At 69.9% G+C, this 20,672-nt stretch carries 21 protein-coding genes; 18 read left to right on the forward strand and 3 right to left on the reverse strand.

Features of this window, described 5'->3' with window-relative positions:
* The first annotated feature begins 5 nt into the window (after positions 1–5).
* From ACSQ18_RS03995 to ACSQ18_RS04030, 8 genes are all read left to right on the forward strand, one after another.
* The gene (locus tag ACSQ18_RS03995; protein ID WP_436035884.1) at positions 6–839 is read left to right on the forward strand and encodes an LmeA family phospholipid-binding protein; all 834 of its coding nucleotides are present in this window, start codon (positions 6–8) and stop codon (positions 837–839) included.
* A gap of 129 nt (positions 840–968) precedes the next feature.
* Positions 969–2,399, forward strand: a complete 1,431-nt coding sequence (gene lysA, locus ACSQ18_RS04000; protein ID WP_436038382.1) for a diaminopimelate decarboxylase — start codon at positions 969–971, stop codon at positions 2,397–2,399.
* The gene (locus ACSQ18_RS04005) at positions 2,392–3,735 is read left to right on the forward strand and encodes a homoserine dehydrogenase (protein ID WP_436035885.1); all 1,344 of its coding nucleotides are present in this window, start codon (positions 2,392–2,394) and stop codon (positions 3,733–3,735) included. Before lysA ends, ACSQ18_RS04005 begins: the two co-directional genes overlap by 8 nt.
* Position 3,736: 1 nt before the next feature.
* A complete protein-coding gene (gene thrC, locus ACSQ18_RS04010) occupies positions 3,737–4,816 on the forward strand; it encodes a threonine synthase (protein ID WP_144807417.1) in 1,080 nt (359 codons plus the stop codon).
* The gene (gene thrB, locus ACSQ18_RS04015) at positions 4,813–5,769 is read left to right on the forward strand and encodes a homoserine kinase (RefSeq protein ID WP_436035886.1); all 957 of its coding nucleotides are present in this window, start codon (positions 4,813–4,815) and stop codon (positions 5,767–5,769) included. The genes thrC and thrB overlap by 4 nt, the downstream gene beginning before the upstream one ends.
* A 160-nt stretch (positions 5,770–5,929) precedes the next feature.
* Positions 5,930–7,933, forward strand: coding sequence for a transcription termination factor Rho (gene rho / locus ACSQ18_RS04020; RefSeq protein ID WP_436035887.1), 2,004 nt, complete (start codon positions 5,930–5,932; stop codon positions 7,931–7,933).
* A gap of 18 nt (positions 7,934–7,951) precedes the next feature.
* Positions 7,952–9,025 (forward strand): peptide chain release factor 1, encoded by a 1,074-nt coding sequence (prfA, locus tag ACSQ18_RS04025; protein ID WP_144807419.1) that lies wholly within the window; start codon positions 7,952–7,954, stop codon positions 9,023–9,025.
* 53 nt (positions 9,026–9,078) lie between these two features.
* Positions 9,079–9,480, forward strand: coding sequence for a hypothetical protein (locus ACSQ18_RS04030; protein ID WP_301039574.1), 402 nt, complete (start codon positions 9,079–9,081; stop codon positions 9,478–9,480).
* A 9-nt stretch (positions 9,481–9,489) separates the two neighbouring features.
* On the opposite strand, the gene epsC is transcribed toward ACSQ18_RS04030, so the two are convergent.
* From epsC to cysK (ACSQ18_RS04045), 3 genes are read right to left on the reverse strand one after another with little or no spacing between them, the layout of a single operon-like run.
* Entirely contained in the window at positions 9,490–10,092 is a 603-nt protein-coding gene (epsC, locus tag ACSQ18_RS04035; protein WP_301039575.1) for a serine O-acetyltransferase EpsC, read from the reverse strand.
* Positions 10,089–11,033 (reverse strand): cysteine synthase A, encoded by a 945-nt coding sequence (gene cysK / locus ACSQ18_RS04040; RefSeq protein ID WP_436035888.1) that lies wholly within the window; start codon positions 11,031–11,033, stop codon positions 10,089–10,091. Before cysK (ACSQ18_RS04040) ends, epsC begins: the two co-directional genes overlap by 4 nt.
* A gap of 8 nt (positions 11,034–11,041) precedes the next feature.
* Positions 11,042–11,980, reverse strand: coding sequence for a cysteine synthase A (gene cysK / locus ACSQ18_RS04045; protein WP_144807422.1), 939 nt, complete (start codon positions 11,978–11,980; stop codon positions 11,042–11,044).
* A 133-nt stretch (positions 11,981–12,113) separates the two neighbouring features.
* Between cysK (ACSQ18_RS04045) and prmC the strand changes: the two genes are divergently transcribed.
* From prmC to ACSQ18_RS04095, 10 genes are all read left to right on the forward strand, one after another.
* Positions 12,114–12,995: a peptide chain release factor N(5)-glutamine methyltransferase gene (gene prmC, locus ACSQ18_RS04050; RefSeq protein WP_436035889.1), complete on the forward strand. Its 882-nt coding sequence runs from the start codon at positions 12,114–12,116 to the stop codon at positions 12,993–12,995.
* A 52-nt stretch (positions 12,996–13,047) separates the two neighbouring features.
* Positions 13,048–13,746, forward strand: coding sequence for an L-threonylcarbamoyladenylate synthase (locus ACSQ18_RS04055; RefSeq protein ID WP_436035890.1), 699 nt, complete (start codon positions 13,048–13,050; stop codon positions 13,744–13,746).
* Positions 13,743–14,921, forward strand: coding sequence for an MraY family glycosyltransferase (locus ACSQ18_RS04060; protein ID WP_436035891.1), 1,179 nt, complete (start codon positions 13,743–13,745; stop codon positions 14,919–14,921). Before ACSQ18_RS04055 ends, ACSQ18_RS04060 begins: the two co-directional genes overlap by 4 nt.
* Complete coding sequence (locus ACSQ18_RS04065) at positions 14,918–15,433, forward strand: hypothetical protein (protein WP_436035892.1); 516 nt, start codon at positions 14,918–14,920, stop codon at positions 15,431–15,433. Before ACSQ18_RS04060 ends, ACSQ18_RS04065 begins: the two co-directional genes overlap by 4 nt.
* A 108-nt stretch (positions 15,434–15,541) precedes the next feature.
* Positions 15,542–16,354, forward strand: coding sequence for a F0F1 ATP synthase subunit A (atpB, locus tag ACSQ18_RS04070; RefSeq protein WP_301040659.1), 813 nt, complete (start codon positions 15,542–15,544; stop codon positions 16,352–16,354).
* Between the two features lie 45 nt (positions 16,355–16,399).
* Positions 16,400–16,636, forward strand: coding sequence for an ATP synthase F0 subunit C (atpE, locus tag ACSQ18_RS04075; protein ID WP_301039582.1), 237 nt, complete (start codon positions 16,400–16,402; stop codon positions 16,634–16,636).
* 31 nt (positions 16,637–16,667) lie between these two features.
* Positions 16,668–17,225, forward strand: coding sequence for a F0F1 ATP synthase subunit B (locus tag ACSQ18_RS04080; protein ID WP_301039583.1), 558 nt, complete (start codon positions 16,668–16,670; stop codon positions 17,223–17,225).
* On the forward strand, positions 17,225–18,013 hold the full coding sequence (locus ACSQ18_RS04085; protein WP_436035893.1) for a F0F1 ATP synthase subunit delta: 789 nt from the start codon (positions 17,225–17,227) through the stop codon (positions 18,011–18,013). Before ACSQ18_RS04080 ends, ACSQ18_RS04085 begins: the two co-directional genes overlap by 1 nt.
* A 71-nt stretch (positions 18,014–18,084) precedes the next feature.
* Entirely contained in the window at positions 18,085–19,725 is a 1,641-nt protein-coding gene (gene atpA / locus ACSQ18_RS04090) for a F0F1 ATP synthase subunit alpha (RefSeq protein ID WP_144807430.1), read from the forward strand.
* 33 nt (positions 19,726–19,758) lie between these two features.
* Entirely contained in the window at positions 19,759–20,664 is a 906-nt protein-coding gene (locus tag ACSQ18_RS04095) for a F0F1 ATP synthase subunit gamma (RefSeq protein ID WP_144807431.1), read from the forward strand.
* Positions 20,665–20,672 lie beyond the last annotated feature (8 nt).

Consider the following 20,672-nt stretch of genomic DNA (forward strand, 5'->3'; position numbering starts at 1 on the left):
CCGCGATGAGCGCCGACAGCCAACCCACGCAGCCGCTTCCCGACCCGGGAGCGCAGTGGGTGCTGTCAAGCCCGACGCCGTCGCCACGCCGTCGGCGCCGGTGGGCGTGGATCGTCGCGCTGATCGTCGTCGTGGCCCTCGCGATCGGCGCGTGGTTCGCGGGCGACGCGATCGCCCGCAGCATCGTCAAGCAGACCATCCGCGAGCAGGCGATCACCCAGTTGTCGCTCCCGGCCGACCAGCAGATCGACGTGGAGCTCGACGGCGCCGTGCTCCTCGGCCTCATCGTGGGGAACCTGCCCGAGGTGCGCGTGGCATCCGACGATGTGCCGCTCGGCCAGTTGACGGCGGACATCTCCGTGGTCGCGCAGGACGTCCCGGTGCACGGCGGGGGCGACTGGAGCGGTGCGCACGCCACGGCGACCCTCGACGAAGCCCAGCTGGAGGATCTCCTCGCGACCCTCGACGACTTCCCGGCCGACACGGTCGAGATCGACGCCCCCGATGTCGCGGTGACGTTCGAGCTGAACGCGCTCGTCACGAAGGTGCCCGTCGGCGTCGCCCTCACGCCGCGCGCCGAGAACGGCGACCTCGTCCTGTCGCCGGCGTCGCTGCGGATCGCGGATGCCGAGATCTCCGCCGAGTCGATCGTGCAGCAGTTCGGTGCCCTGGCATCCACGGTCGTCCGCGACTGGGACGTCTGCATCGCGCAGTACCTGCCCGCCGCGGTCACTCTGACGGGCGTGCGGGTGGAGCCGGATGCCGTCGTCGCCGATTTCGAGATCGACAGCGCGATCCTGCGCGACGCGTCGGCCCAGGAGAACGGCACCTGCAGCTGAGTCTCGCCGCCCGTCATCGGGGCAGGACCGGGTGGCCCCGTGCCCTAGACTTTGACCACCGCATGTCCGGACTGTCCAGGCGTGATCATCCCGCCGGCAGCCCCCGTCTCCACCCGATTGGTGCTCACCGTGTCCGCCTCTGAGAACCGTGCGCCCGTGCCGGAGTGGCTCGTCGCGCCGGACGACGCGAACGCGCTCGTCGCAGCGGTCTGGCCGGCATCCGCTCATCGTGACGACCACGGCGCCCTGTCGATCGGCGGGGTCGGCGTCGCCGAGCTGCGCGAACGCTTCGGCACCCCGCTCTACGTGCTCGACGAGCCGGAGGTGCGCGCCCGCGCCCGCGCCGTCCGCGAGGCGTTCACCGCCGCGACCGGACGCCACGGCGTGCAGGCCCGCGTCTACTACGCCGGCAAGGCGTTCCTGTCGACCGAGGTCGTGCGCTGGGTCACGAGCGAGGGCCTCGCCGTCGACGTCGCCACCGGCGGGGAGCTCGCCATCGCGCTCGCCGCGGGCGCCGACCCCGCCCGCATCGGACTCCACGGCAACAACAAGTCGGTCGCGGAGCTCGAGCAGGCGGTCTCGGTCGGCGTCGGCTCGATCATCGTCGACAGCCCCATCGAGGTGGAGCGGCTCGGCGCGATCGCGGAACGCCTGCTCCGCTCCGGCGAGGCGCAGAACGTCCTCGTGCGCGTCAACAGCGGCGTCCACGCCGAGACGCACGACTTCCTGGCGACGGCGCACGAAGACCAGAAGTTCGGGTTCGCCCTCTCCGACGCGGCGGCCGTCGTCGCCCGTATCCGCGAGATCCCGTCGCTGCGCTTCATCGGTCTGCACTGCCACATCGGCTCCCAGATCTTCGGAACGGCGGGCTTCGCGGAGTCGGCCGCGCGCCTCGTCGAACTGCACGCCGAACTCCTCGAGGGCGGTGACGTCCCCGTGCTGAACCTCGGCGGCGGCTTCGGTATCGCCTACACGTCCGTCGACGATCCGACCCCGATCGAGGAACTCGCCGACGGCATCGTCGAGGCGGTCGCCCGCGAGTGCGACGTCCGCGGCATCCCCATGCCGAACCTCGCCTTCGAACCGGGCCGCGCGATCGTCGGCCGCGCCGGCGTCACGCTCTACGAAGTCGGCACGGTCAAGCCCGTCCGGGTGTCCGACGACCTCAGCCGCCTGTACGTGAGCGTCGACGGAGGCATGAGCGACAACGCCCGCCCCGCCCTCTACGGCGCCCAGTACTCCGCACGCATCGCGTCGCGCACGTCGGATGCCGTTCCCGCCCTCGCGCGTGTGGTGGGTCGCCACTGCGAGTCGGGCGACATCGTGGTGGATGCCGAATACCTCCCGGCCGACGTGACCCCCGGCGACCTGCTGGCCGTGCCGGCCACCGGCGCCTACTGCTATTCGCTCGCGAGCAACTACAACGCCGTGCCCCGCCCGCCGGTGGTCGCCGTCGGAGAGGGACGTGCCCGCCTCATCGTGCGAGGCGAGACGATCTCCGACATCCTGGCGCGCGACGTGGGCGCCGATCCGACCACGACCGAGGGAACCGATGACTGAGAACCGTCGCCTCCGGGTGGCACTGCTGGGGGCCGGCTCCGTCGGCTCGCAGGTCGCCGCCCTCCTGCTGCAGCACTCCGCCGAACTGGCTGATCGGGCCGGAGCGGAACTCGAGCTCGTCGGCATCGCCGTGCGCGACCTCGACGCCCCGCGCGACACCGAGCTGCCGCGGGAGCTGTTCACGACCGACGCGGAGCCTCTCATCGTCGGCAGCGACATCGTCATCGAGCTCATGGGCGGCATCGAGCCCGCCCGCACGGCGCTCCTCCAGGCGCTCAACGCCGGCGCGGACGTCGTCACCGGCAACAAGGCGCTCCTGGCGACGCACGGACCGGAGCTGTTCGAGGCGGCCGACCAGGTGGGCGCGTCCGTCCACTACGAGGCGGCCGTCGCCGGCGCGATCCCGATCATCCGGCCGCTGCGCGACTCCCTCGCGGGCGACCGCGTGCGTCGCATCCTCGCGATCGTCAACGGCACGACCAACTACATCCTCGACCGCATGGACAGCGAGGGCGCCGAGTACGCCGATGTGCTCGCCGACGCCCAGCGTCTGGGCTACGCCGAGGCCGACCCCACGGCCGACGTCGAGGGTTTCGACGCCGCCCAGAAGGCCGCCATCCTCGCCTCGCTCGCGTTCCACACGACCGTTCCGCTCGAAGCGGTGCACCGCGAGGGCATCTCCAGCATCGATGCGCAGATGATGGATGCCGCGCGCACCGCGGGCTACGTCATCAAGCTCCTCGCGGTGTGCGAGCGGCTGGACGACGGCGACGGCGAGGCGATCTCGGTGCGCGTGCACCCCGCCCTCGTCCGCCGCGACCACCCGCTGGCCAGCGTCCGCGGCGCCAACAACGCCGTGTTCGTCCAGGCCGAGGCCGCCGGCGACCTCATGTTCTACGGGGCGGGTGCCGGCGGCATCCAGACCGCGTCCGCCGTGCTCGGCGACGTCGTCTCGGCGGCGCGCCGCCACATCGCCGGCGGGGTCGGGGTGGGGGAGTCCACGCGCGCGAACCTGCCGATCGCGCCCGTCGGCCGCGCCGTCACGCGCTACCAGATCACCCTCGAGGTCGACGATCGTCCGGGCGTGCTCGCGACGATCGCGGGCATCCTCGCCGACGGACGCGTCTCGATCGCCACCGTCGAGCAGTCGATCATCGCGGAGGAGCTCGACGGCGAGCCCACCGCGGAGCAGACCACGGGAGCGGAGGGCCGGGCGCGCCTGGTCATCGGCACCCACAAGGCACAGGAGCAGGACCTCGCCGAGACGGTCGACCGTCTCGGCGCGAGCGACGTCGTCGAGCGCGTCGTCTCGGTCCTGCGCGTGGAAGGGAACTGACATGGCACACGTCTGGCGCGGAGTCCTCCGCGAATTCGCCGATCGGCTGGGCGTCACCGACGCCTCGACGGTCGTCACCCTCGGCGAGGGCGGCACGCCGCTGATCCCGGCGCCGTCCCTGTCGCAGATCACGGGCGCCGACGTCTACGTCAAGTTCGAGGGCATGAACCCGACGGGCTCGTTCAAGGATCGCGGCATGACCGTCGCGCTGTCCCGTGCGGTCGAGCACGGCGCGAAGGCCGTCATCTGCGCCTCGACGGGGAACACCTCGGCATCCGCTGCGGCCTACGCCGCCCACGCCGGCATCACGGCCGCCGTGCTCGTGCCCGAGGGCAAGATCGCGATGGGCAAGCTGAGCCAGGCCGTCATCCACAACGGACAGCTCATCCAGATCCGCGGCAACTTCGACGACTGCCTCGAGATCGCGCGCGAACTCGCCGACCACTACCCCGTGCACCTCGTGAACTCGGTCAACCCCGACCGCATCGAGGGGCAGAAGACGGCCGCGTACGAGGTCGTCAGCCAGCTCGGCGACGCCCCCGACTTCCACTTCATCCCCGTCGGCAACGCCGGCAACTACACCGCCTACTCCCGCGGCTACCGCGAAGAGGTCGAGCGCGGGGTCTCGACGCGCGTCCCGCGCATGTTCGGGCTCCAGGCCGCCGGCTCCGCGCCCCTCGTCCGCGGTGAGGTCGTGCGCAACCCCGAGACGATCGCATCGGCGATCCGCATCGGCAATCCCGCATCGTGGGAGCTCGCGCTGGAGGCCCGTGACGCGACCGACGGCTGGTTCGGCGCCATCGACGACGACCGCATCCTCGCGGCCCAGAAGCTGCTCGCCGGCACCGTGGGCGTCTTCGTCGAGCCCGCATCGGCCATCAGCGTCGCCGGGCTGCTCGACCGCGCCGAGGCGGGCATCGTCCCGGCCGGCTCGAAAGTCGTCCTCACCGTCACCGGCCACGGACTCAAGGATCCGCAGTGGGCCCTGCGCCAGGCGGACGGCACCGAGGTGAAGCCCACGGTCGTCGACGCCGAGACGAGCGAGGTCGCCTCCGTCCTCGGACTGGCCCCCTCGGCATGACGGGCGCGGCGTCCGCTACGCCGGCGCGCGCCGTCGCGGTGCGCGTGCCCGCGACGAGCGCGAACCTCGGTCCGGGATTCGACACGCTCGGTCTCGCGCTGAGCGTGTACGACGAGCTGACGGTGACGACCCTCGCCGAGCCCGGACGCCTGGAGATCACCGTGACGGGCGAGGGTGCCGACGAGGTGCCCACCGACGCGTCGCACCTGGTGGTCCGAGCGATCGCACACGCGTACGCCGCCGTCGGCCGCACGATGCCCGGCATCCACCTGTCCGCGCACAACACGATCCCGCACGGGCGCGGCATGGGGTCGTCGGGCGCGGCGGTCGTCGCCGGTCTCCTGGCGGCGAAGGGCCTTCTCGCCGGCGACGTCGACTTCGGACCCGACCTGCTCCTGCGCCTGGCCACCGAGCTCGAGGGCCACCCCGACAACGTCGCGCCCGCCCTGTTCGGCGGCCTCACGATCGCGTGGATGGACGAGAGCGGTCCGCAGCACAAGAAGCTCCTCGTGCACCGCGGCGTCTCGCCGCTCGTGTTCCGCCCCGACTTCACGATGTCCACGAGCGTCGCCCGGGGGCTCGCGCCCCTGCAGGTGACCCGAGAGGATGCCGTCTTCAACGTCTCGAGGTCGGCGCTGCTGATCGCGGCCCTCACGCAGAGCCCCGAACTGCTCATGGCGGCCACCGAGGACAAGCTGCACCAGTCGTATCGCGCGTCGGCGATGCCGGCCACCGACCAGCTCGTCCGCCGCCTGCGCGCGGCGGGTTTCGCCGCCGTCGTCTCGGGTGCGGGGCCGAGCGTCCTCGTGCTGGCGGACGGGCCCGGACGTCGCCTCGAGGCCGTCGAGGTGGCAGCCGGGGGAGACACCCCGTGGGAGCCGCTCCTGCTGGCTGTCGACGTCAAGGGTGCTACAGTGAGGGAGTATACGGAGGGTTCCACGACCAGCTCGTGAATCTGGCCTCCGTCGCAAATCTGCGAACCACCGTGTTACCCCCCGCTTCGGCGATCGCCGTCCTCTACGGTCGCGAACGCGCCACTGCGGGGCGGGAGGGCGCCGCTATGGACGGGCCCGAGACACGGTCAGTCCTATCCATATGTAAAAGGGAGAACTCGTGGAGTCCATCTCCGAGATCCAGACCGATGACGCCGCGCGCGAAGACGCTGCCGTGGATGTCCCCACCGACGCGGCTCAGCCCGCCGAGAACGTAGAGCCCGCCGCGGCGGACGCTGCCACCGAGGAGCCCGCCGCTGCGGACGTTCCCGCTGAGGAGCCCGCTGTCGCGGAGGCTACCGCCCAGGAGCCCGCCGCTGCGGAGGCTCCCGCCCAGGAGCCCGCCGCCGAGGAGGCTCCCGTCGAGAAGCCCGCCAAGGCGCCCCGCAAGCGCGCCCCGCGTCGCGCCAAGAGCACCGAGGTCGCCGCCGCTCCCGCCGAGACCCCCGCCGAGGCGGAGGCGTCCGTCGAAGCCGCCGCTGCGGCGTCGGGCGAGGAGACCGCGGTCGAGGCGCCGGCCGACGCAACGCCGGCCACCGAGGCCGAGACCCCCGCCACCGAGACCCCCGCCGCGGAGAAGGGCGACGCCGAGAAGGCCGACGCCGCCGCGAACGAGAGCGCCGACGCCGACGCGACCGCCGAGGCCTCGACCGAGTCCGGCGACAGCGGCGACGGCACGGCGGAGACCTCCGGCCGCAGCCGCAGCCGCTCGCGCAGCCGCAGCCGCAACCGCAATAAGGGCGGCGAGGGTGCGCAGAACGCGCCCGCCCAGGGCGGTCAGAACGGCCAGGGCAACCAGAACGCCCAGAACGCGCAGAACAACGCGCCCGCCGAGTCGTCCGACGACGACGACCAGAGCCAGGGTCAGGGCCGCGGACGCCAGCGCAACAAGCGCCGCGGTGCGCAGACGGGCGACGAGTTCGAGACCGAGATCGGCGAGGACGACGTCCTCATCCCGATCGCCGGCATCCTCGACGTGCTCGACAACTACGCCTTCGTCCGCACGACGGGCTACCTGCCCGGCACGAGCGACGTCTACGTCTCGCTCGGACAGGTCAAGAAGTACAACCTCCGCAAGGGCGATGCCGTCGTCGGCGCGATCAAGCAGCCGCGCGAGGGCGAGCAGTCCAGCCGTCAGAAGTACAACGCCCTCGTGAAGGTCGACTCCGTCAACGGCCTCTCCGTCGACGACGCCGCCGAGCGCGTCGAGTTCGGCAAGCTCACGCCGCTGTACCCGCAGGAGCGCCTCCGCCTGGAGACCGCGCCCGAGAAGCTCACGCAGCGCATCATCGACCTCGTTGCCCCTATCGGCAAGGGTCAGCGCGGCCTCATCGTCGCCCCGCCCAAGGCCGGCAAGACGATCGTGCTCCAGCAGATCGCCAACGCGATCGCGACGAACAACCCCGAGGTCCACCTCATGGTCGTGCTCGTCGACGAGCGCCCCGAAGAGGTCACGGACATGCAGCGCACGGTCAAGGGCGAGGTCATCGCCTCGACCTTCGACCGCCCCGCCGAAGACCACACGACCGTCGCCGAGCTCGCCATCGAGCGCGCCAAGCGCCTCGTGGAGCTCGGTCGCGACGTCGTCGTGCTGCTCGACTCGATCACCCGCCTCGGCCGCGCGTACAACATCTCCGCGCCGACCTCGGGCCGCGTGCTCACCGGTGGTGTCGACGCCTCGGCGCTCTACCCGCCCAAGCGCTTCTTCGGCGCAGCGCGCAACATCGAGAACGGCGGCTCGCTCACGATTCTCGCGACCGCGCTCGTCGAGACCGGCTCCAAGATGGACGAGGTCATCTTCGAGGAGTTCAAGGGCACCGGCAACAGCGAACTGCGCCTGAACCGCTCGCTCGCCGACAAGCGGATCTTCCCGGCCGTCGACGTCAACGCGTCGTCCACGCGCCGCGAGGAGATGCTCCTGTCGTCCGACGAGGTCAAGATCACGTGGAAGCTGCGTCGCGCTCTCGCGGGACTCGACCCGCAGCAGGCTCTCGAGGTCGTCCTCGGGAAGCTCAAGGAGACGCAGTCCAACGTCGAGTTCCTCGTGCAGATGCAGAAGTCGATCCCGACGCCCACCGGACACGGCGGCGGCCACAGCCACGGCCACGAGAACAGCATCCGCTGACCCTCGCCGCCCACGATCGTGTTCGAGTCCGTCCAGGGGCTGATCGACGAGCATAAGGCGGTCCAGGAGGAGCTCTCCGACCCCGCCGTGCACGCCGACGCCGCCCGCGCCAAGCGGGTGAACCGCCGCTATGCCGAGCTCAGTCGGATCGTCGCCGCCCACGATGCGTGGGTCGCGGCATCCGACGACCTCGACGCGGCGCGCGAGCTCGCCAAGGAGGACGACGCCTTCGCCGCGGAGGTGCCGGCGTTGGAAGAGAGCCTCGCGGCCGCCCAGGAGCGTCTGCGCCGCCTGCTGATCCCGCGCGACCCCGACGACGCGCGTGACGTGATCATGGAGATCAAGCAGGGCGAGGGCGGCGCGGAGTCCGCGCTGTTCGCCGCCGACCTGCTGCGGATGTACATCCAGTACGCCGCCTCGCAGGGGTGGAAGACCGAGCTCCTCGAACGCAACGAGAGCGATCTCGGCGGCTACAAAGACGTCCAGGTCGCGATCAAGGGCACGTCGTCCGACCCCGCGCAGGGCGTGTGGGCCCACCTGAAGTACGAGGGCGGGGTGCACCGCGTGCAGCGGGTGCCGGCCACGGAGTCGCAGGGGCGCATCCACACCTCGACGACGGGCGTGCTCGTCTTCCCCGAGGTCGACGAGCCCGAGGAGATCCAGATCGACCCGAACGACCTGAAGATCGACGTCTTCCGCTCGTCCGGGCCCGGCGGGCAGTCCGTCAACACCACCGACTCGGCCGTCCGCATCACGCACGTGCCGACCGGGATCGTCGTCTCGATGCAGAACGAGAAGAGCCAGCTCCAGAACCGGGAGGCCGGCATGCGCGTGCTGCGGGCGCGGCTCCTCGCGAAGCAGCAGGAAGAGCTCGACGCGGCGGCATCCGATGCGCGACGATCGCAGATCCGGGGTATGGACCGCTCCGAGCGCATCCGCACGTACAACTTCCCCGAGAACCGCATCGCCGATCACCGCACCGGCTACAAGGCGTACAACCTCGACCAGGTGATGGACGGAGCCCTCGGCCCGATCATCGAGTCCGCGATCGCGGCCGACGAAGAGGCCCGGTTGGCGGCGCTCGGCTCCTGACACGGTCGGAAACGTGTCTCCGACAGGACGGCGCTGAGCGCTACGCTCGCGTCATGGTCATGTTCCTGCTGCGTGCGCTGATCTTCCTCGTGTCGGCGGCTCTCGGACTCATCGTCGCCGATCTCGTCCTCCCCGGCTTCGCGATCGAGTGGCGGAGCCCGATCGGCTTCATCCTCGCGATCGTGATCTTCGCGGTGCTGCAGAGCGTGCTGGCGCCGTGGCTCGCGCGCGTCGCGCAGCGCAATGCACCCGCGCTGCTGGGCGGCATCGGTATCGTGTCGACGTTCGTCGCGCTCGTCGTGGTGGTGCTCATCCCGGGTGCCGGGCTCACGATCGGCGCGCCCTGGTGGACGTGGATCATCGCGCCGGTCATCGTCTGGCTCGTCACCGCGCTCGCAACGCTCCTGCTGCCGATGCTCTTCATCAAGAAGAAGGTCGCCGAGCGCCGCAGCTGACGCGCCGCGTCAGATGTAGTACTCGGGCGCCGTCAGCACGGCGCGCGTGTCCTCTCCGGGAGTGCGCTTGCGGGGCTTGGCCGGGATGCCGACGAGCACCGAGTCCTCGGGGGCGTCGACGGTCACGACGGCGTTCGCCCCGATGACCGAGCCCGCACCGATCGTGATGGGGCCGAGCACCTTGGCTCCCGCGCCGACGGCGACACCGTCGCCGAGGGTGGGATGCCGCTTGCCCGCGTCACGCGTGCGTCCGCCGAGCGTCACCCCGTGGTAGAGCATGACGTCGTCGCCGATCTCGGCGGTCTCGCCGATGACGACGCCCATGCCGTGGTCGACGAAGAAGCGGCGACCGATCTGCGCCCCCGGGTGGATCTCGATCCCCGTGAGCCACCGGGTGACCTGCGAGCCGCCGCGGGCGAGGAAGCGTACGCGCCGCACCCAGAGCGCGTGCCAGACGCGGTGCGCCCAGATCGCGTGGAGACCGGGGTAGAGGAGCGCGATCTCGATGCTGGACCGTGCGGCGGGGTCCCGGAGCTTCGCCGCCGCGATGTCCTCACGCACGCGGGCCGACGAGCGTCGCAGCGCCCGCGCCACGCGGCCGACGGCGCTCACGCGGCATCCTCGCGCAGGTGCGCGTAGAGCGCGGTCGACAGGTAGCGCTCACCGGCATCCGGGATGATCACGACGATCCGCTGTCCCGCCGCTTCGGGGCGCGCGGCGATCTGCAGAGCGGTCCAGACGGCGGCGCCGGCCGACATCCCCGCGAGGATGCCCTCCCGCGTCGCGAGGTCACGAGCCGTGGCGATCGCGTCGTCGAACTCGACGTCGGAGATTTCGTCGATCACGGTGCGATCGAGCACGTGGGGCACGAAGTTCGGTCCGATGCCCTGGATGCGGTGGCCGCCCGCGCGACCCTCGCTGAGCATGGGGGAGTCCTTGGGCTCGACGACGACCACGCGGACGTCGGGATTGCGCTCCTTCAGCACCTGCCCGACGCCGGTGACCGTGCCGCCCGTTCCGGAGCCGGCGACGAACCAGTCGACCTTCCCCTCGGTGTCGCGCCAGATCTCCTCGGCCGTCGTGCGGCGGTGGATCGCGGCGTTCGCCTCGTGCTCGAACTGACGCGCGAGGATCGCACCGGGAGTGTCGGCGACGATGCGGTGAGCGGTGTCCACGGCCTCCGTCATGCCCTTGTAGGGATCGGTGAGCACGAGTTCGGCGCCGTACGCCTTCAGGAGCGTTCGCCGCTCCTTCGACATGGAGGCGGGCATCGTCAGGATCACGCGATACCCGCGGGCCGCGCCGATGAGGGCGAGCGCGATGCCCGTATTGCCGCTCGTCGACTCGACGATCGTGCCGCCGGGCACCAGTTCGCCGCTGGCCTCGGCCGCCTCGATGAGCGCGAACCCGAGACGGTCCTTGACGCTCGCACCGGGGTTGTAGAACTCGAGCTTGACCACCACCTCGGCGGCGAGCCCCTCCGTCAGGCGGTTCAGCCGGACCAGGGGAGTGTCGCCGAAGGCGGTGGTGATGTCGGGATGGATGCCGGGCACGTCTCGGGTCAGTCCTCGCGCAGGTGCTCGTAGAGCGCCGTCGAGAGGTACCGCTCGCCGAACGACGGCACGATGACGACGATGTTCTTGCCCGCGGCCTCCGGGCGGGCGGCGATCTGCAGCGCCGTCCAGATGGCGGCGCCCGAGGAGATGCCGACGAGGATGCCTTCCTTGGTGGCCACCTCGCGCGCCGTCGCGATCGCGTCGTCGAAGGCCACGTCGACGACCTCGTCGATGACGGACTGGTCGAGGATCGGCGGGATGAAGTTCGGTCCGATGCCCTGGATCTTGTGGGGACCGGGCGTGCCCTTCGTGAGAAGCGGTGAATCGGCCGGCTCGACGGCGACGACCTTCGCCTCCGGCAGGCGCTCCTTGAGCACCTGCCCGACGCCGGAGATCGTGCCGCCCGTGCCGATGCCGGCGACGAAGTAGCCGACGGCCCCGTCGGTGTCGCGGATGATCTCCTCGGCGGTGGTCTTGCGGTGGATCTCCACGTTGGCCTGGTTGGCGAACTGCTTCGCGAGGACCGCACCGGGAGTCTCTCCGGCGATGCGCTCGGCCTCGGCGACCGCGCCCTTCATACCGAGCGAGGGATCGGTGAGCACGAGCTCGGCGCCGTACGCCTTCAGCAGCAGGCGACGCTCGACCGACATCGACGACGGCATCGTGAGGATCACCTTGTAGCCGCGCGCCGCGCCGACCATCGCGAGGGCGATGCCGGTGTTGCCGCTCGTGCCCTCGACGATCGTGCCGCCGGGCTTCAGGTCTCCCGACGCCTCCGCGGCGTCGACGATCGCGATCCCGAGGCGGTCCTTCACCGACGAGGCGGGGTTGTAGAACTCGAGCTTGGCCAGCACCGTCCCCGGCAGGCCTTCGGTGACGCGGTTGAGCTTCACGAGCGGGGTGTTGCCGAATGCGCTCGTGATGTCGGAGTGGATGCCGGACATGGCCTGCCTTTCGTGCGGGTGTGCAGCTTTCGCGGGCGTCTCGGGCTGGTCCGAGGCGGTCGCACCAGCCTACGGTCGAGCCCCGGGAGAGAGCCGTATATGACGATTCTTCACGATTAGGCTGGACGTACTCATGAAAACCGTCGACGACTCCCGCGCGCCCGAGCGCCTGAGCGAGCTGCTGAGCAGCGCGACCGCGCGCCTGGCCGCCGCCGGCGTGCCGACGCCCGACGTGGATGCCGAGCTGCTGGCCGCCCACGTGTGGGGACTGTCGCGCGGGGCCCTGGCCGCTGCAGCGCTCCGCGGCGACCCGGTGCCCGCCGACCTCGACGTCTTCGAGGGCCTCATCGCGCGCCGCGCTGCCCGCGAGCCGCTGCAGCACCTGACGGGACGGGCGCCCTTCCGCCATCTCGAGCTGCGCGTCGGACCCGGCGTGTTCGTGCCGCGGCCCGAGACGGAGATCGTCGCTCAGCTGGCCATCGACGCGCTGCGCGCCTCGGCATCGCCGGCTCCCCTCGCGGTCGATCTCGGCACCGGGTCGGGTGCGATCGCGCTCTCGCTGGCGACCGAGGTGCCGCACGCCCGCGTGTTCGCCGCCGAGAACTCGGTCGACGCGTTCGTCTGGGCCAAGGAGAACTTCGCCGAGCACGCGCCGAGCGCCACCCTCGCGTTCATCGATCTTGCCGCCGCCTTCCCCGACCTCGACGGCAGCGTCTCGGTGCTCGTGTCCAATCCGCCTTACGTGCCGGACGACGCGATCCCGCGCGATCCGGAGGTGCGCCACTGGGATCCGCCGGCCGCGCTCTACGGCGGTCCCGACGGACTCGACGTCGTGCGTACGCTCTCGGAGGTCGGCAGGCGACTGCTGCACCCGGGCGGCATCCTGATCCTCGAGCACGGCGAATGGCAGGGCCCCGCGATCCGCGAGCTGCTGGCCGCCGACGGTTGGCGCGCGGCGGCGACCCACCCCGACCTCACGATGCGCGACCGCGCCACGACGGCCATCCGGGCCTGAGCGGCGGCCGACACAGGGAACGCCGACCCGGCGACCGTAGACTGGAGCCGCTATGTCCACTGTGTTCGACACCCGCGACGCCGACCAGCTGCTTCCCGCCCTGCGTCAGGCGCGGCAGGCGATCGCCCGCGGCGAGCTGGTCGTGCTCCCCACCGACACCGTCTACGGCATTGGTGCCGACGCGTTCAGCCCCGCCGCCGTCGCACGCTTGCTCGCGGCGAAGGGCCGGGGCCGGCAGTCGCCGCCTCCCGTGCTCGTGGGCGGGGTACCCACCCTCCGTGCGCTCGTCGCGGAACTGCCCGAAGCCGTCGAGCGACTCGTCGAGCGCTTCTGGCCCGGCGGGCTGACGATCGTCCTCCCGGCGCAGCCGTCGCTCACGTGGGACCTCGGCGACACCGGGGGAACGGTCGCCGTCCGCATGCCCGCCGAGCGCATCGCGCTCGAACTTCTCGCCGAGACGGGACCGCTCGCCGTCTCGAGCGCCAATCTCACCGGCAAGGCGGCAGCGACGACCGTCGACGACGCGGTCGACATGCTCGGCGACAGCGTCTCGATCTACCTCGACGGCGGCGCCTCGCCCACAGGAGTGGCGTCGACGATCGTGGATGCCACGGGCCTCGTCGGCGACGAGAGCCGCCCCGTGCGCGTGCTCCGGGAGGGTGCCGTGGCGCGGTCCGCCCTTCGCGAGGTGCTCGGCGACCTCCTCGAACCCGACCCCGCCGACACCGACGCGGTCGGCGACTCCGCGTGAAGCACTACGTCTTCATCCTGATCCTGACGGGGGCGCTCACCTTCGTCCTCACGTGGGTCGTGTGGCGCGTGAGCATGCGCTACAAGCTCTACCCCGGCATCCGCGAACGTGACGTGCACAAGAATCCGACGCCGCGCCTCGGCGGGGTGGCGATGTTCCTCGGTGTCCTCGGAGCCTTCGCGCTGTCCACCGCGGTGCCCTACTTCCAGATCATCTGGCAGGAGCCAGTACGCATGTGGGCGATCCTCGGATCGACCCTGCTCATCGTCCTCGTGGGCGTCGCCGACGACCTGTGGGACCTCGACTGGTTCCTCAAGCTCGGCGCCCAGTTCCTCGTCGCCTGGATCATCGTCGGCCCCGGTGGCGTGCAGATCTATTCGCTGCCGATCGGCGGCAAGACCATCTTCTCGGGGTGGCTGAGCGTCATCCTCTCGGTGTTCGTCATCGTCGTCGTCATGAACGCCGTCAACTTCATCGACGGCCTCGACGGCTTGGTGGCCGGCGTCGCCCTGATCGCCAACGGCGTGTTCTTCGCCTACACGTATCTGCTCGCACGCGACTTCGAGTTCACGAGCTACTCCAACCTCGCCGCGTTCATCGCGATCGTGCTCGTCGGGGCGTGTGTCGGGTTCCTGCCCTTCAACTGGAACCCGGCGCGCATGTTCATGGGCGACGGGGGAGCGCTCATGCTCGGACTTCTCATGGCCGTCTCGGCGATGCTCGTCACCGGGAGCCTGCCCAATCAGCTCATCGCCGACAACGATCAGTTCGGCCGCTCGCAGCTCCTCGGTGCGTTCATCCCCGTGCTGCTGCCGATCGTCGTCGTGCTGCTGCCGCTCCTCGACTTCGGCCTCGCCGTGATCCGCCGCATGTCGAAGGGCAAATCGCCGTTCTCGCCCGACCGCAAGCACCTCCACCACCGCATGCTCGACATGGGGCACAGCGACCGCGACGCGGTGCTGATCTTCTACGCCTGGACGGCGGTCGTGAGCCTGTCGGTGCTCCTCATGTACATCGGCACGACCGCCGACTGGCCGGGCCTGTACTGGCCGGGCCTCTCCTTCGCCGTGATCGGCGTCGCCGCGTGCCTCATCGTCACCCTGTTGCCCTCGCGCCGCGCCGCTCGCGCGGTCGTCCCGCTCCCGCCCCAGCCCGAACGGAAGCCCGTCTCATGAATCGCCCCGTCGTCTCCAGTACCCCGGTCCTGCGCACCACCCTGCTGTGGTCCGCGATCGCAACCGCCGTGTTGGCGGTGATCGGCGCGCTCATCGGCTGGAGCGTTCGCGGTACCGACGGGCTGTGGAGCGCGCTCGTCGCGGTCCTGCTCGCCGCCGTCTTCCTGGGTTTCACCGGCGCCAGCATCCTCATCGCCAATCGCTGGTACGGAGACGCGCTCTACGTGCCGATCTTCTTCGGGCTCGTGATGGGCGCCTGGGTACTGAAGTTCGTGGTCTTCATCGTTGTCCTCGTCGTGCTGCGCGGTCAGCCCTGGCTGGATCCGGCGGTGTTCTTCGTCGCGCTCATCGTGAGCGTCGTCGCGTCGCTCGTCATCGACGTCCTCGTGATGCTGCGGATGCGCATCCCGCACGCGAGCGATGTGACCCTCCCGACGGCGGCCGACCTCGACAGCGCCGACGATCCGTCACGAGATCTCCCCCGCGAGGACGAGACCCCGCGCGGGGCCTGATAGGCTGTCCTCAGAGCCCGCCCTGTTCCTCCGGGAGCGACTGCGGAGTCCGCTCAATCGACCATCGTCGCCCCGGCCCTGGCCGGTGCCCCGAAGCTGGAGCCAGCGCTGTTTACCCAGACTGCGACCCTGATCGCCACATCCGCCGGAGAAGGCCCTGAGTTTCACGGTCCGTCGATCGACGAATTCTTCCCCGAGGTCATCTTCAACGCGTTCGGCGTCATTCCGGTCACGCGTATCCACCTGATCCAGTTCCTCGCGGTCATCGCGATCGTCCTGATCTTCTGGCTCGGCACGCGCCGCATGACGGTCGTGCCCGGACGGTTCCAGAGCCTCGTGGAGATGGGCCTCGACTTCGTACGCGTCAACGTGGCGGAAGATCTGCTGGGCAAGAAGGACGGGCAGCGGTTCCTGCCCATCCTGACCACCATCTTCTTCATGGTGCTGTTCATGAACATCACGGGCATCATCCCGTTCCTGAACATCGCCGGCACGAGCATCATCGCCGTGCCTCTCCTGCTGGCCGTCGTCAGCTACGTGACCTTCATCTACGCCGGCGTCCGGAAGAGCCCGAAGAACTTCTTCAAGAACGCGCTGTTCCCCTCCGGGGTCCCGCCCTTCCTCTACATCGTGGTGACGCCGCTCGAGTTCATCTCGACGTTCATCATCCGGCCGGTCACGCTGACGCTCCGACTCCTCATGAACATGATGGTCGGTCACCTCATGCTCGTGCTGTTCTTCGCAGCGACGCAGTTCTTCCTTCTCGACCTGGGTGGCTGGTGGTCGGCGCTCGCAGCGGGCTCGCTCGCGTTCGGCCTCGCCTTCACTCTGTTCGAGATTCTGGTGGCCGTCCTCCAGGCCTACGTCTTCACCATCCTCACCGCGGTCTACATCCAGCTCGCGGTGGCAGAAGAGCACTGAGCGGGCGGGCACTCGCCCTCCCACCCAACCGAAAGGAAAACACCCGTGGACGCAACTACGGTTCTCGCCGAGGTCTCCGGTTCCATCGCGACGGTCGGCTACGGCCTCGCCGCCATCGGCCCCGCCATCGGCGTCGGCATCGTCGTCGGCAAGACGATCGAGGGCGTCGCCCGCCAGCCCGAGCTGGCCGGTCGCCTTCAGGTCCTGATGTGGATCGGTATCGCCTTCACCGAGGCGCTCGCCTTCATCGGCATCGCCACAGCCTTCATCTTCGGCTTCTGATCCCGCCCGCACTGACCCTGAAGGAGACAGGATGCTGAACGCTCTTGTCCAGGCCTCAATCGTGGCCGCGGAGGAGGGGGAGGCCAAGAACCCCCTCATCCCCGCCTGGTACGACATCATCTGGTCGGGTGTCTGCTTCGCCGTCATCCTCTTCGTCTTCTGGAAGGTCGCCCTTCCGCGGATGAAGGCCCTGCTCGACGCGCGCTCTGCTGCCATCGAGGGCAACATCGCGAAGGCCGACGAGGCTCAGCGTCGTGCCGAGGCCGCGCTCGAGGAGTACACCTCGCAGCTCGCCGAGGCGCGCAAGGAGGCCGGTGAGATCCGCGACGCCGCCCGTGAGGACGGCAAGAAGATCGTCGCCGAGGCGCGCGAGAACGCCTCCACCGAGGCTGCTCGTCTGACGGCCGCCGCACACACGCAGATCGAGGCCGAGCGTCAGTCGGCCCTCGTCTCGCTGCGCAGTGAGGTGGGCACGCTCGCGCTCGACCTGGCCGGCGGCGTCATCGGCGAGACCCTCGCTGACGACACGAAGGCCAAGAGCGTCGTAGACCGCTTCCTCGCCGACCTCGAGTCGGAGACGGCCAAATAATGGGCAGCGCGACCACGCAGGCGCTCGCCGCGACCGAAGCGGCGCTCGCGACGGCGAAGATCAGCGACCTGAGCATCGCTCAGGAGCTGTTCCTCGCCGCGCGCACGATCAGCGAGTCGTCGCAGCTGAGCAGCGCACTCTCGTCCTGGGGCATCCCGGGCGACGCGCGTGCCGGCGTGGCCGCTCAGGTGTTCGCGGGGCTGCAGCCCGTGACGGCGTCACTCGTGACCACCGCCGCTGCGCAGCGCTGGTCATCGCTTGACGACCTCGTCGCCGGCATCGAGGCGCTCGCCATCCGCGCCGCCTCGCTCGCCGCTCCGCAGGTCGACGTCGAGGGAGAGCTGTTCGAGGTCACGCGCACCGTCGCGGCGAACCCCGAGCTCGAGCTCGCCCTCGGCAGCCGTCTGGGTGAGGCATCCGCGAAGGGGAAGCTCATCGAGTCGATCCTCGGCGGACGCGCCAGCGAGGCGACGACGCTCATCGTGTCGTCGCTCGTGCAGCAGCCGCGCGAGCGACGGGTTCGCACCCTGCTCAATCGCGCACTGCGCCTCGTCGCCGACCAGCGCGGCCGTACCGTCGCTACGGTCTACGCCGCGAGCCCGCTGGATGCCGAACAGCTCATGCGGCTGCGGGCGTCGCTCGCCACGAGGTACGGCGCCGATGTGGCGCTCAACACCGTCGTCGACCCGGGCGTCCTGGGCGGCCTCCGGATCGAGATCGGTGACGACGTCATCGATGCGACCGTCTCCGCCCGCCTCCACGATCTGCGTCAGCGACTGGCTGGCTAGAACTTCCCCGCTCCCACCGGGGAGCGGACCGCAGGCATCGCCTGCATCGACTTTCACAACAAAGGAAGACCATGGCAGAACTGTCCATCAGCCCCGACGTCATCCGTGACGCGCTGAAAGACTTCGTCGCCGCGTACGAACCCACCGCGGCCTCCGCGACCGAGGTCGGCACGGTCATCGACGCCGCCGACGGCATCGCCCACGTCGAGGGTCTCCCCGGCGCCATGGCGAACGAGCTCGTGCGCTTCGACAACGGCGTGGAGGGCCTCGCGCTCAACCTCGACGAGAACGAGATCGGCGTCGTCGTGCTCGGAGACTTCTCCGGCATCGAGGCCGGCCAGAAGGTCACCCGCACGGGTGAGGTGCTCTCGGTCGCCGTCGGCGACGGCTACCTGGGTCGCGTCGTCGACCCGCTCGGCAACCCGATCGACGGCCTCGGCGAGATCGCGACCACCGGCCGCCGCGCACTCGAGCTCCAGGCGCCCGGCGTCATGGCGCGAAAGAGCGTCCACGAGCCGATGCAGACCGGCATCAAGGCGATCGACGCCATGATCCCCGTCGGCCGCGGCCAGCGTCAGCTCATCATCGGCGACCGCCAGACCGGCAAGACCGCGATCGCGATCGACACGATCATCAACCAGAAGGCGAACTGGGAGTCGGGCGACCCGAACAAGCAGGTCCGCTGCATCTACGTCGCGATCGGCCAGAAGGGCTCGACGATCGCGTCGGTCAAGGGCGCTCTCGAAGACGCCGGTGCGATGGAGTACACGACGATCGTCGCCGCTCCGGCATCCGACCCGGCCGGCTTCAAGTACCTCGCGCCGTACACCGGCTCGGCCATCGGCCAGCACTGGATGTACGACAGCAAGCACGTCCTCATCATCTTCGACGACCTGTCCAAGCAGGCCGAGGCCTACCGTGCGGTGTCGCTGCTGCTGCGTCGCCCGCCGGGCCGCGAGGCGTACCCCGGTGACGTCTTCTACCTCCACTCGCGTCTGCTCGAGCGTTGCGCGAAGCTGTCGGACGAGCTCGGTGCCGGATCGATGACGGGTCTGCCCATCATCGAGACGAAGGCCAACGACGTGTCGGCCTACATCCCGACCAACGTGATCTCGATCACCGACGGCCAGATCTTCCTCCAGTCCGACCTCTTCAACGCCAACCAGCGCCCCGCGGTCGACGTGGGCATCTCGGTGTCTCGCGTCGGTGGCGACGCGCAGGTGAAGTCGATCAAGAAGGTCTCCGGAACGCTGAAGCTCGAACTCGCGCAGTACCGCTCGCTCGAGGCGTTCGCGATGTTCGCGTCCGACCTCGACGCCGCCTCGCGCCGTCAGCTCGACCGCGGTGCGCGTCTGACCGAGCTGCTCAAGCAGCCCCAGTACGACCCGTACCCCGTCGAGGAGCAGGTCGTCTCGATCTGGGCCGGCACCAACGGCAAGCTCGACTCGATCGCCGTCGAAGACGTCCTCCGCTTCGAGCGCGACCTGCTGGACTACCTGAAGCGCAACACGTCGATCCTCGACACGCTGCGTGACACGAATGTCCTCGACGACGACACGCTCGCCGAGCTCGAGAAGGTCACCGACGCTTTCGTCCTGGAGTTCCAGGGCGGCAAGGGCCAGGCCATCAACAAGCCCGGTCACGAGGAAGTCGAGGCGGCCAACGTCGACGACGTGAACCAGGAGAAGATCGTCAAGGGACGTCGCGGCTGAGCCGCGTCGTCTGACACCTGAGACGCAGAACCTATGGGCGCACAACTCCGGGTCTACAAGCAGAAGATCTCCTCTGCTCAGACGACCAAGAAGATCACGAAGGCGATGGAACTCATCGCGGCTTCGCGCATCCAGAAGGCGATGGCGCGCGTGCGCGCGTCCTCGCCCTTCGCGCGGGCCGTGACGCAGGCCGTCGCCGCCGTGGCGACGCACTCCAACGTCCAGCACCCGCTCACCACCGAGCGTGAAGTGATCCGCCGTTCCGCGGTCGTCATCTTCGCGTCCGACCGCGGTCTCGCGGGCGCGTTCAACTCGCAGATCCTCCGTGAGGGTCTGCAGCTGGGTGAGCTGCTGCGCAGCGAGGGGCGCGAGCCGGTCTACTTCCTCGTCGGACGCAAGGCGGTCGGCTACTTCCAGTTCCGGCAGATGCCGTGGGCAGGGGAGTGGACGGGCGACACCGACACTCCGCACTTCAACACGGCGGAGCAGATCGCCGGCGCGCTGCTGGAGGCGTACGACCTCGGCGGTGAAGACGGCGGCGTGGACGAGATCCACCTCGTGTACAACCGTTTCGTCAGCATGATGACGCAGTCGCCCGAAACGGTGCGCCTGCTGCCGCTGGAGGTCGTCGAAGCCGATGAGGCCGAGGCGGGCGCTCCGTCGCAGGTGTACCCGCTCTACGAGTTCGAGCCGAGCCCGGAGGTCGTCCTCGACGCCCTCCTGCCGGTGTACATCCAGAGCCGAGTGTTCAACGCCCTCCTGCAGTCCTCCGCGGCCAAGCACGCCGCGACGCAGAAGGCGATGAAGTCGGCCAGCGACAACGCCGACAAGCTCATCACCGACTACACCCGCCTGCGCAACAACGCGCGTCAGGCCGAGATCACGCAGCAGATCGCCGAGATCGTCGGCGGCGCCGACGCCCTGGCATCGGGCAAGTAACGACCACA

This window comes from Microbacterium sp. LjRoot45, assembly GCF_964253325.1.
Classification (GTDB): domain Bacteria; phylum Actinomycetota; class Actinomycetes; order Actinomycetales; family Microbacteriaceae; genus Microbacterium.

Bases quoted from the DNA above. Each gene is read 5' to 3' on its own strand.
- ACSQ18_RS04005 (WP_436035885.1), top strand. From the start codon at position 2,392: ATGACTGAGAACCGTCGCCTCCGGGTGGCACTGCTGGGGGCCGGCTCC.
- ACSQ18_RS04080 (WP_301039583.1), top strand. From the start codon at position 16,668: ATGCTGAACGCTCTTGTCCAGGCCTCAATCGTGGCCGCGGAGGAGGGG.
- thrB (WP_436035886.1), top strand. From the start codon at position 4,813: ATGACGGGCGCGGCGTCCGCTACGCCGGCGCGCGCCGTCGCGGTGCGC.
- ACSQ18_RS04095 (WP_144807431.1), top strand. From the start codon at position 19,759: ATGGGCGCACAACTCCGGGTCTACAAGCAGAAGATCTCCTCTGCTCAG.
- atpA (WP_144807430.1), top strand. From the start codon at position 18,085: ATGGCAGAACTGTCCATCAGCCCCGACGTCATCCGTGACGCGCTGAAA.
- prmC (WP_436035889.1), top strand. From the start codon at position 12,114: ATGAAAACCGTCGACGACTCCCGCGCGCCCGAGCGCCTGAGCGAGCTG.
- ACSQ18_RS03995 (WP_436035884.1), top strand. From the start codon at position 6: ATGAGCGCCGACAGCCAACCCACGCAGCCGCTTCCCGACCCGGGAGCG.
- ACSQ18_RS04085 (WP_436035893.1), top strand. From the start codon at position 17,225: ATGGGCAGCGCGACCACGCAGGCGCTCGCCGCGACCGAAGCGGCGCTC.
- ACSQ18_RS04065 (WP_436035892.1), top strand. From the start codon at position 14,918: ATGAATCGCCCCGTCGTCTCCAGTACCCCGGTCCTGCGCACCACCCTG.
- ACSQ18_RS04055 (WP_436035890.1), top strand. From the start codon at position 13,048: ATGTCCACTGTGTTCGACACCCGCGACGCCGACCAGCTGCTTCCCGCC.
- ACSQ18_RS04030 (WP_301039574.1), top strand. From the start codon at position 9,079: ATGGTCATGTTCCTGCTGCGTGCGCTGATCTTCCTCGTGTCGGCGGCT.
- cysK (WP_144807422.1), bottom strand. From the start codon at position 11,980: ATGTCCGGCATCCACTCCGACATCACGAGCGCATTCGGCAACACCCCG.
- thrC (WP_144807417.1), top strand. From the start codon at position 3,737: ATGGCACACGTCTGGCGCGGAGTCCTCCGCGAATTCGCCGATCGGCTG.